Annotated in this window: 6 protein-coding genes and 2 pseudogenes; 3 read left to right on the plus strand and 5 right to left on the minus strand. The window is 67.6% G+C overall.

From position 1 onward, the window contains the following. A pseudogene (locus QOD90_RS18985) lies at nucleotides 1–148 on the plus strand (ABC transporter permease); the annotation flags it as partial. Here the strand turns inward: QOD90_RS18985 and QOD90_RS18990 are convergent. From QOD90_RS18990 to fadD3, 5 genes are all read right to left on the minus strand, one after another. Continuing rightward, entirely contained in the window at nucleotides 149–1309 is a 1161-nt protein-coding gene (locus QOD90_RS18990; protein WP_526352380.1) for a pyridoxal phosphate-dependent aminotransferase, read from the minus strand. Between the two features lie 276 nt (nucleotides 1310–1585). After that, complete coding sequence (ipdE2, locus tag QOD90_RS18995) at nucleotides 1586–2527, minus strand: acyl-CoA dehydrogenase IpdE2 (protein ID WP_526352381.1); 942 nt, start codon at nucleotides 2525–2527, stop codon at nucleotides 1586–1588. 29 nt (nucleotides 2528–2556) lie between these two features. After that, nucleotides 2557–3516, minus strand: a complete 960-nt coding sequence (locus QOD90_RS19000) for an acyl-CoA dehydrogenase family protein (protein WP_526352382.1) — start codon at nucleotides 3514–3516, stop codon at nucleotides 2557–2559. Nucleotides 3517–3525: 9 nt separating this feature from the next. Beyond that, nucleotides 3526–4656 (minus strand): acyl-CoA dehydrogenase family protein, encoded by a 1131-nt coding sequence (locus QOD90_RS19005; protein ID WP_526352383.1) that lies wholly within the window; start codon nucleotides 4654–4656, stop codon nucleotides 3526–3528. Next, nucleotides 4656–6191 carry a 3-((3aS,4S,7aS)-7a-methyl-1,5-dioxo-octahydro-1H-inden-4-yl)propanoate--CoA ligase FadD3 gene (gene fadD3 / locus QOD90_RS19010; RefSeq protein WP_526352384.1) on the minus strand — a complete coding sequence of 512 codons (1536 nt, stop codon included), beginning with the start codon at nucleotides 6189–6191 and terminating at the stop codon, nucleotides 4656–4658. The genes QOD90_RS19005 and fadD3 overlap by 1 nt, the downstream gene beginning before the upstream one ends. 47 nt (nucleotides 6192–6238) lie before the next feature. Here fadD3 and ipdE1 point away from each other — a divergent pair, with 47 nt between their 5' ends. Together ipdE1 and ipdF are read left to right on the plus strand one after the other, a co-directional pair. Beyond that, nucleotides 6239–7399: an acyl-CoA dehydrogenase IpdE1 gene (ipdE1, locus tag QOD90_RS19015; RefSeq protein ID WP_526352385.1), complete on the plus strand. Its 1161-nt coding sequence runs from the start codon at nucleotides 6239–6241 to the stop codon at nucleotides 7397–7399. Further along, a pseudogene (gene ipdF, locus QOD90_RS19020) lies at nucleotides 7396–7749 on the plus strand ((5R,7aS)-5-hydroxy-7a-methyl-1-oxo-2,3,5,6,7,7a-hexahydro-1H-indene-carboxyl-CoA reductase); the annotation flags it as partial. The gene ipdE1 and the pseudogene ipdF, both read left to right, overlap by 4 nt.

Here is a 7749-nt window from a genome sequence, read left to right on the forward strand (position 1 = left end):
CGTGGTGGTCGCGACGATCGCCAACGGACTCGGCCTGTTGAACCAGTCGTCCTACATCAACTTCCTGGTCACGGGCGGCGTGCTGCTACTGGCTGCCAGCGTTGATGCGATCTCTCGGCGTCGACGCTCGGCCACCGGTCTTTCCTAGTCAACCGAGCCGCGGACCGATCCGGTGCAACGCTTCCTCGATGTCGGAGGTGGCACCTGCGAAGGACAGTCGCACGTACGCCCCACCGTGGACGGTGTCGAAGTCGATGCCGGGTGCAATCGCAACGCCGGTGTCGGCCAGCAGCCTTGCACAGAAGTCGAGCGAGTCCGCGGTGTAGTCGGAGACGTCGGCGTAGACGTAGAACGCCCCGTCCGCGGGGGCCAGTCGTGGCAAACCGATCTCCGGTAGACCACCAAGCAGGATCTCGCGGTTGACGGCGTAGGCGTCGACGAGTGCGTCGGCTTCGGCGATGGACTCCGGCGTGAACGCGGCCACGCCTGCGAGTTGCGGCAGCGCCGGCGGGCAGATCGAGAAGTTTCCGGTCAGCCGGTCGACCGCGCGATGCAGGGCCGGTGGCACCAGCAGCCAGCCGAGTCGCCAGCCCGTCATCGCGTAGTACTTCGAAAAGCTGTTCACCACAATGGCTTCGCGGGAGGTCTCCCACGCGCAGCTGGTCGCCGGTGCACCGGGATAGGTCAGCCCGTGGTAGATCTCGTCGCTCACCAGCTGGACGCCGCGCGTCTCGCACCAGGTTGCGATGGCCGCCAGCTCGGCAGGCGGGATGACGGTGCCGGTGGGGTTGGCCGGACTGGCCAGCACCAGGCCCTTGATGGGCGGCTCGATCTCGGCGAGCATCTCGACCGTGGGTTGGAATCGAGTAGCGGGGCCGCATGGCAACTCGACGACTTCACAGCCAAGCGCCGAGAGGATATTGCGGTAGCAGGGATACCCCGGGCTTGGCACGACCACTCGGTCGCCGACGTCGAAGCTGGCCAGGAACGCGAGCAGGAATCCGCCGGTGGACCCGGTGGTGACGACGACGTCATCAGGGCTGGCTGTGACGCCGTAGCGGTCAGCGTAGGACGCCGCGATCGCCTCGCGGAGTTCCGGAATGCCCAGCGCCACGGTGTATCCCAGATTGTGGGTGGCAAGCGCCTCGGCGGCCGCAGCGCGAATGGGAGCGGGGGCCTGCGCACTCGGCTGCCCGGCGGACAGGTTGACGAGGTCGCCGTGGGAGCGTTGCCGCTCTGCAGCAGCCAGCCACACGTCCATCACGTAGAACGGTGGGATCCCGGCCCGCAACGCGACGCGATCGCTCATCCGAGCCAGGCTAGCCGGTCGTCTGAACGTCAATCAGACGGCGTCGTGCCAGGCGAGTTCGTCGCCCAAGCGGATTTCGATGCCGGCGCTCTTGAGTGGAACGAGATCACCGAGTAGTGGCGGTGCCTTGGATCGGTGGCGGTCACCGGTCGGGGTGGTGAACTCGGCAGTGTGTAGACCGTCGGGATCGCACCAGGTGTGGACCCGCCAGGCGGGGGCCTCCTTGGCGGATCGGGGCGTCGCAGTAGGGCGTGCGGGCCCTCCGACACGAACGCGCTAGAGCACCTCGGACTCGAGTCGCCGCAGGTAGTCCCGCGGCGGGCCGAGCAACTGCGCGCTGCCATGGGCCCGCTTGAAGTACAACTGGATGTCGTATTCCCAGGTGATCGCCACGCCACCGTGCATCTGGATGGCCTCGGCGGTCACGGCGCTGAACGCCTCGCTGGCCGACACCCTGGCCAGCGCCGCGGAGGTGGCCGACGGTTCGGCGATCGCGTCGTCGACCACGGCGCGCGCCGACTGCACCAGCACGTAGAGGTCGGCCATCCGGTGCTTGAGTGCCTGGAAGCTGCCGATGGGCCTGCCGAACTGAACGCGGTCCTTGGTGTAGGCGACCGTCAGGTCCAGGCATCGTGCGGCACCGCCGATCTGCTCGGCCGCCAACAGAATTGCCGCGGTGTCGGCGAGGCCGGGGTCCTGGCCGATCTGCTCCGCGGCTCCGCCTTCCAGCCTGGCGAGCCTGCGGGTCGGGTCCATCGTGACGACCGGTTCGGCGGTGAAGTCCGTCCACCGCTCCAGCCGACCGTCCTGGCAGGCCAGCACCACGTCGGCGACGTCACCGTTGATGACGTAACCCGGATCGAAGACGACGGCGCCGATCGACGCACCCTCGGCCAGTTTCTCGAGGGTGTCGGCGTCGGGTTCGTCGACAGACAGCAACGCCAACTCCGTCAGGGTCGTACCCAGCAGTGGCGTCGGAACGAGACCACGACCCAGTGTCTCGATGACGACGGCGGCGTCCGCCAACTCGCCGCCTGCACCACCGAGTTCCTCGGGGATGACGAGGGCGGCGGCACCGACCTGTTCGCACAGCAGCGTCCACAGGGATTCGTCGTAACCACGCTCGGATTCCATTGCGCGACGGACTGCCTCGGGGGAGGCGTGCTTCTCGACGATGGCCGCGACGGTGTCGCGCAGCATCTCCCGTTCGTCACTCATGCGCGATCCGCTCCGCTCCTCGCTGGTCCTCACGATGTCAGGGCCTCCAACACTCGGTGGCGGTGCCACATCGGGTCACCCCACGCCGATCGCAGCGCCTGCACCCGAAGGAGCAGCAGCGAAAGGTCGTGCTCCTGGGTGAAGCCGATGGCGCCGTGGGTCTGCAGTGACGACCGGGCCGACAGCAGGGCGGCCTCGGCGGCGGCCGCCTTGGCCGCGCTGACGTCGCGTCCGGTGTCGGGCGATCCGTCGGCGAGCGACAGCGCTGCGCCGTAGACCAGTGGACGGGCCAGTTCGAGCGCGATGTGTACGTCGGCGAGCTTGTGCTTGATCGCCTGATACGAACCGATCACCCTGCCGAACTGGCTGCGCTGCTTGGCGTATTCGACCGACCCGTCGAGCATGGCCTGGCCCGCGCCGATCAGCTGCGCGGCGGTGATCAGCGCGCCGAACTCGAAAGCCCTTGCGGTGTCGGCCTTCCACGGGTCACCGGAGGCGACGACGTCGAAGAGGCGGCGGGCCGGGTCGACGGATTCGTGCGGTGATCCCGCCACTGCGTCGCGCACCTCGCCATCGGAGGCCAACAGCACGAGGCCCGCGGCGTCTGCGTCGACCGCACGCGGAACGCCTGGCGGCATCGCGACGGTGGCGATCAGCTCACCGGAGGCCAGTGCCCCGCTGCGCTCGTCGTGCGCCAACAGGATCGGTGCGACGGCGATCGACTCGGCGACGGGACCGGGCACACCCCAGCGGCCCAACCGTTCGGCGGCCACCACCAAGTCGACGGGGTGGGCGCCGATGCCGTCGAACTCCTCGGGCACGACCAACGCCGTCACACCGAGTTCGGCAAGGGTCGCCCACACCTTGCGGCCGGGTCCGGTATCACCTGCGGACCAGGCGCGGATGGCGGCGGGCACGTCGGCGGCCGCCAAGGCTCCGTCGATGCTTGCCGCGAAGTCGCGCTGTTGATCGTCGATCTCAAAGTGCACGGCGGACTCTCATTTCGGCTCCCGAGGCAGGCCCAACAGCCGCTCGGCGATGATGTTGCGCTGAATCTCGTTGGTGCCCGCGTAGATCGGACCACCCAGCGCGAAGAGCAGACCCTCGGTCCAGTGGTCGGCCAGTTCGCCGTCGGCGCCGCGCATGTCGAGCGCGGTCTGGTGCAGGGCGACGTCGAGATCGGACCAGAACACCTTGGTCACCGACGACTCGGCGCCGAGTTCGCCACCGGCCGCCACCCTGGTGACCGTGCCGAACGTGTGCAGCCGGTACGCCTGTGCCTTGATCCAGGCGTCGGCGACGCGGTCGGCGAAGGCGGGATCGCGGTCCGCCTTCCACCCTTCGACGAGCCGTTCCGCGGGCGCCAGGAACCGCGCCGGACTGCGCAGCGACATTCCGCGCTCGTTGCTCGACGTGCTCATCGCGGCGCGCCAACCCTCGTCGACGGCTCCGATGACGTCCTCGTCCGGCACGAACACGTCGTCGAGGAACACCTCACCGAATCCGGTATCGCCACCCAGCTGGGCGATGGGCCGCACGGTGACGCCGTCGGCCTTCAGGTCGAACATGAAGTAGGTAAGGCCCTTGTGCCGTTGAGCGGTCGGGTCGGAGCGGAACAGCCCGAATGCCCTCTCGCCGAACGGGGCTCGCGAACTCCAGATCTTCTGCCCGTTGAGCTTCCAGCCGCCGTCGGTCCTGGTCGCCGTCGACCGCAGCGAGGCGAGGTCGCTACCCGATTCGGGCTCCGACCACGCCTGCGCCCAGATCTCCTCGCCACTGGCCATCTTGGGCAGCACGCGATCCAGCTGTTCCTTGGTGCCGTGCGCGAACAGCGTCGGTCCGAGCATCGAGGTGCCGTTGGCGCTGGCCCGGCCCGGCGCGCCGGCGCGGAAGTACTCCTCCTCGTAGACGATCCACTGCAGCAGCGTCGCGTCCCGACCGCCGTACTCTCGTGGCCACGCGATCACCGAAAGGCCTGCGTCGAAGAGCACCTTGTCCCAGCGGCGGTGTTGCTCGAAGCCCTCGACGGTGTCGTAGGACACGCGAGGGAAGTGCGCCTGGTTGGCAGCCAGGAAGTCGCGCACCTCGATGCGGAACTCCTCGGTCTCGTCGTCGAACGTCAGATCCATCAACTGATCTCTCGCAGTAGCGGTTTGACCACTTTTCCTCCAGGGTTGCGCGGCAGCGCGGCTACGAAGGCCACTGATCGCGGAGCTTTGAAGTTCGCCAGATGCTCACGGGCGTAGGCGATCACGGTCGCCTCGTCGAGCTGCGCGTCGGACCTGAGTACGACGAAGGCCTTGCCGACTTCGCCGAGGCGCTCGTCGGCCACTCCGATGACGGCGTTGTCGGCCACTCCGTCGAGGCGCGCGAGCACCTGTTCGATTTCGGCGGGGTAGACGTTGAACCCGCCGCAGATGTACATGTCCTTGAGTCGGTCGGTGATGCTGAGATTGCCTGCCCCGTCCAGCTTTCCGACGTCGCCGGTGTGCAACCAACCGTCGGCGTCGATCGCTGCGGCGGTGGCTTCGGGGTCGTCGAGATAGCCGAGCATCACGTTCGGTCCGCGCAGCAGCACCTCGCCCGCCTCGGCGTCTCCGGCGGCGTCGATGCGCAGTTCGAAATCGGCGATCGGTCTGCCACACGTGGTCGCCACCGTGACGGCATCGTCGTCGGCCCTGCACATCGTGCCGAAACCGCTAGCCTCCGTGAGCCCGTACGCCGTCAACACGATGTCGATGTCCAGCTCGTTCTGCATGCGCTCGATCAGCACGACTGGCACGACGGCCGCGCCGGTGACGGCGAACCGCAGCGACGTCAGGTCGTAGTCACCGCGCCTGGGATGGTCGAGCAGCGTCTGGTAGATGGTCGGCGGGCCCGGCAGCACCGTGATCCGTTGGTCCTGGACGGCCCGCATGGCCCGCTCGGGGTCGAACGTCAGCTGCGGGATCAACGTCGCCCCCTTTTGCAGGCACGTGAGTATCCCGGCCTTGTAGCCGAAGTTGTGGAAGAACGGGTTGATGCACAGGTAGCGGTCGTCGCTGGTGAGCTCTCCACACGCGGCCCAGGCGGCGGGCGCATCCAGTGATTGCCGATGCGCGCACAGGACGCCCTTGCTCCGTCCGGTGGTGCCGGACGTGAAGAGGATGTCGGAAACGTCGTCCGGGGTGACGGCCGCGGCGCGCGCGTCGACCGCACCGAGATCCGTCCCGCGCGCCACGAACTCGTCCCAGGTGCCGTCGTTCGTCTCGATCGGCACCCGGACGATGTGTCGCAGTGCAGGCAGCGCCGCGCGGTCGAGTTCGGTAGTCCGGTCGCTGCCCAGGAACTGGCCCATCCCGATCAGCAGCGGTGCGCTGGTGCGGCTGAGGATGTCGGTGGCCTCGGTCGCCGTGTACCGCGTGTTGAGGGGGACGACGACCGCGCCCGCGTAGTGCGTCGCCAGGCACGCGACCACCCAGTGCCAGGTGTTCGGCGACCAGATCGCGACGCGGTCCCCGGCGTTGACGCCGAGTTCGATCATCGCCGCCGCGGCCCGTCTGACCTCGGTCTTCAGCTCCGAGTACGTCAGTTCCCTGTCATCTGTCACCAGCGCGGGATGATTGGAGAACTCATCGCCGATCCGGTCCAGGACCCCCGGGATGGTCCTCGGATCGTTCGCCATTGACGCTCCTCTAACAAAGCAAGTGCTTGGTAGGTTAGCCTACAAGGGTGATAGAGGTCCAGGAGTTCCGGGCCGAGGTCCGGCAGTGGCTCATCGACAATCTCGTCGGTGAATTCGCCGCGCTCAAGGGGCTCGGCGGGCCGGGTCGTGAGCACGAGGCGTTCGACGAACGGCGCAGGTGGAATCAGCATCTGGCAGCGGCCGGCCTGACGTGTCTCGGGTGGCCGGAAGAGCACGGCGGACGCGGGCTGACCGTGGCGCACCGCGTCGCGTTCTACGAGGAGTACGCCCTCGCCGACGCTCCCGACAAGGTGAACCACTTCGGTGAGGAGCTGCTGGGGCCGACGCTCATCGCGTACGGCACCCCCGAGCAGCAGAAGCGCTTCCTGCCGAAGATCCGCGACGTCACCGAACTATGGAGTCAGGGCTATTCGGAGCCGGGTGCGGGCAGCGATCTGGCCAACGTGTCGACGACGGCCGAGCTCGACGGTGACCAGTGGGTCATCAATGGGCAGAAGGTCTGGACGTCGCTGGCGCACTGGGCGCAGTGGTGCTTCGTCGTCGTGCGTAGTGAGAAGGGCTCCAAGCGGCACGCTGGCCTCTCCTACCTCTTGGTCCCGCTGGATCAGCCGGGCGTCGAGATTCGTCCCATCGTTCAGCTGACCGGAGACTCGGAGTTCAACGAGGTCTTCTTCGACGACGCCCGTACCGACGCGAACCTGGTGGTCGGTGATCCCGGGGACGGGTGGCGCGTCGCCATGGGCACGTTGACGTTCGAGCGCGGCGTCTCGACCCTCGGCCAGCAGATCCGCTATGCGCGTGAGCTTTCCGGCATCGTCGAACTGGCCAAGAGGACCGGAGCCATCGACGATCCGGTGATCCGCGAGAAGCTGACCAGGTCGTGGGTTGGGCTCAAGACGATGCGGTCCTACGCGCTGGCGACGATGGACGTGGAAGGAGGCAGGCAGGCCGCCGGAAAGGACTCTGTGTCGAAGCTGTTGTGGGCCAACTGGCATCGCGAACTCGGCGAGATCGCGATGGACGTCCAGGGCAAGGCCGGACTGCTGCTCGACGGCGGCGAGTTCGACGAATGGCAACGGCTGTACCTGTTCTCGCGCTCGGACACCATCTACGGCGGCTCGAACGAGATCCAGCGCAACATCATCGCCGAGCGCGTGCTCGGACTGCCTCGGGAGGTTAAGGGATGAATCTGGCCATCGCGCCCAACGAGATCGAGGGCCACGGACTTTTGACCGGAAAGGTCGTGCTGGTGACGGCGGCGGCCGGTACCGGCATCGGTTCCTCGGCGGCCAGGCGCGCGTTGGCCGAGGGTGCCGACGTCGTCGTGTCGGACTTTCACGAGCGGCGTCTCGGTGAGACCCGCGACGAACTGGCCGCACTCGGGCTCGGTCGCGTCGATTCGGTGGTGTGCGACGTGACGTCGACCGCGGCCGTCGACGCGTTGATCACCGAAACGGTGGCCAAGATGGGTCGACTGGACGTCCTGATCAACAACGCAGGTCTCGGCGGTCAGACGCCCGTCATCGACATGACCGAC

Source organism: Mycobacterium sp. (genome assembly GCF_032161845.1).
Taxonomy (GTDB): Bacteria; Actinomycetota; Actinomycetes; order Mycobacteriales; family Mycobacteriaceae; genus Mycobacterium.

Bases quoted from the DNA above. Each gene is read 5' to 3' on its own strand.
- QOD90_RS19005 (WP_526352383.1), bottom strand. From the start codon at position 4,656: ATGGATCTGACGTTCGACGACGAGACCGAGGAGTTCCGCATCGAGGTG.
- fadD3 (WP_526352384.1), bottom strand. From the start codon at position 6,191: ATGGCGAACGATCCGAGGACCATCCCGGGGGTCCTGGACCGGATCGGC.
- ipdE2 (WP_526352381.1), bottom strand. From the start codon at position 2,527: ATGAGTGACGAACGGGAGATGCTGCGCGACACCGTCGCGGCCATCGTC.
- QOD90_RS18990 (WP_526352380.1), bottom strand. From the start codon at position 1,309: ATGAGCGATCGCGTCGCGTTGCGGGCCGGGATCCCACCGTTCTACGTG.